At 73.5% G+C, this 2,034-nt stretch carries 1 protein-coding gene; it reads left to right on the top strand.

Annotation, left to right across the window (positions count from 1 at the left end):
• On the top strand, positions 1-1,941 hold a 1,941-nt coding region (mfd, locus tag VI078_05350), incomplete at its 5' end, for a transcription-repair coupling factor (protein ID HEY5998713.1).
• Between the last annotated feature and the right edge of the window lie 93 nt (positions 1,942-2,034).

Here is a 2,034-nt window from a genome sequence, read left to right as displayed (position 1 = left end):
GAGGACGACCTCTTCGGCACGCGCGCGCGCGCCCCCGCGGCCGAGCCGGCGCCTCGGGGCGGGCTGGTGCCGGACTTCGCGCTGCTGCGCCCCGGCGACCTGCTGGTCCACGTCGACTACGGCATCGGCCGTTTCGGCGGGCTCGTGCGGCTGCCCGCGGGGGACGGCGAGGACGAGTTCGTGCTCCTGCTCTACCAGGACGACGCGAAGCTCTACGTCCCGGTCAGCGCGCTCGACCGGCTGCAGCGCTACATCGCGGCCGAGGGGGCGCGCCCGCCGCTGGACCGGCTCGGCGGCCGCGGCTGGGCGACGACGAAGAAGCGCGCCAAGAAGGCGATCCTCGGCATGGCGCGCGAGCTGCTCGAGCTGGCCGCGCTGCGCCGCCACGCGCCGGGGCACGCGTTCGCCGCCGACACCCCGTGGCAGGCGGAGTTCGAGATGGCCTTCGAGTACGCGCCGACGAAGGATCAGCTGCGGGCGGCCGAGGAGACCAAGGCGGACATGGAGCGCCCGCACCCGATGGACCGGCTCGTCTGCGGGGACGTCGGCTACGGCAAGACCGAGGTCGCGATGCGCGCGGCCTTCAAGGCGATCCAGGACGGCAAGCAGGTGGCGCTGTTCGCCCCGACCACGGTGCTCGCCCAGCAGCACTTCACGACCTTCTCCGAGCGCTTCGCCCCGTGGCCCGCCCGCGTCGCGCACCTCAGCCGCTTCGTGACGCCGAAGGAGCAGCGCCGCGTGCTGGCGGCGCTGGCCGCCGGCGAGGTCGACATCCTCATCGGCACCCACCGCATCCTCGGCACGGACGTGACCTTCCCCGACCTCGGGCTGCTCATCGTCGACGAGGAGCAGCGCTTCGGCGTGCGCCACAAGGAGGCGCTCAAGCGACTGCGCGCCCACGTCGACGTGCTGACCCTGACCGCGACGCCGATCCCGCGCACGCTGCACCTGGCGCTCTCGGGGCTGCGCGAGCTCTCGCTGGTCGCGACGCCGCCGGAGAACCGCCTGGCCATCCAGACGACGATCGCGCGCTTCGAGCCGGCCCTCGTCGCCGAGGCGGTGCGCCGCGAGCTGGCCCGCGGCGGACAGGTCTTCTTCGTCCACAACCGCGTGCGCAGCATCTTCCGCATCGCCGACTGGCTCGGGCGCCTCGTGCCCGAGGCGCGCATCGGCGTCGCGCACGGGCAGATGGCCGAGCGCGAGCTGGCCGCTGTCATGACGGCCTTCCGCGAGGGGCGGGTCGATGTGCTCGTCTCGACCTCGATCGTCGAGTCGGGGCTCGACATCCCCAACGCCAACACGATGCTCGTCAGCCGCGCCGACGCCTTCGGCCTCGCGGAGCTCTACCAGCTGCGCGGGCGCATCGGCCGCTCGCGCCACCGCGCGTTCGCCTACCTGCTCGTCCCCGGCGAGGAGGCCCTCTCGCCGACCGCGCGCCGGCGCATCGAGGTGCTGCGCGAGTACTCCCACCTCGGCGCCGGCTTCCAGATCGCGCTCTACGACCTGGAGATCCGCGGCGCGGGGAACATCGTCGGCTACGAGCAGTCGGGGCACATCGCGGCGCTCGGCTTCGAGCTCTATGCGCAGCTGCTGCGCGACACGATCCGCGAGCTGCAGGGCGAGGCGGCGCCGGAGCGGCATCCGACCGCGGTCGCGGTCGCCCTGCCGACCGTGCTCCCGCCGGGCTACGTCGCGGAAACGCCCCAGCGGCTCGACCTCTACAAGCGGATCGCGGCCGCGGCCGACCCCGCGGCGCTCGACGACACCGCGGCCGAACTGCGCGAGCGCTACGGCCCGCTTCCCGAGGCGGCGCGCAACCTGCTCTGGGTCGCGCGGCTGCGCCTGGCGGGCGAGGCCGCCGGCCTCGAGCGCATCGAGTGGCGCGCCGACGGGCTCGAGCTGTCCGCGCGCCGCGGCGGCGCAGGTATGCGATCTATTTGAAGAGGAAGGCGATCACGGAGCATGCTTGCATGCCAATTTGCTGTGGGCACTGGAGCTGCTGGCATGGGCACCGGAATATGTGGGTCGCGTAGC

Source organism: bacterium (assembly GCA_036524115.1).
Lineage (GTDB): Bacteria > JAUVQV01 > JAUVQV01 > JAUVQV01 > DATDCY01 > DATDCY01.
Note: the sequence above shows the minus strand (reverse complement) of the source record. Positions and strands in the feature narration are given on the sequence as shown.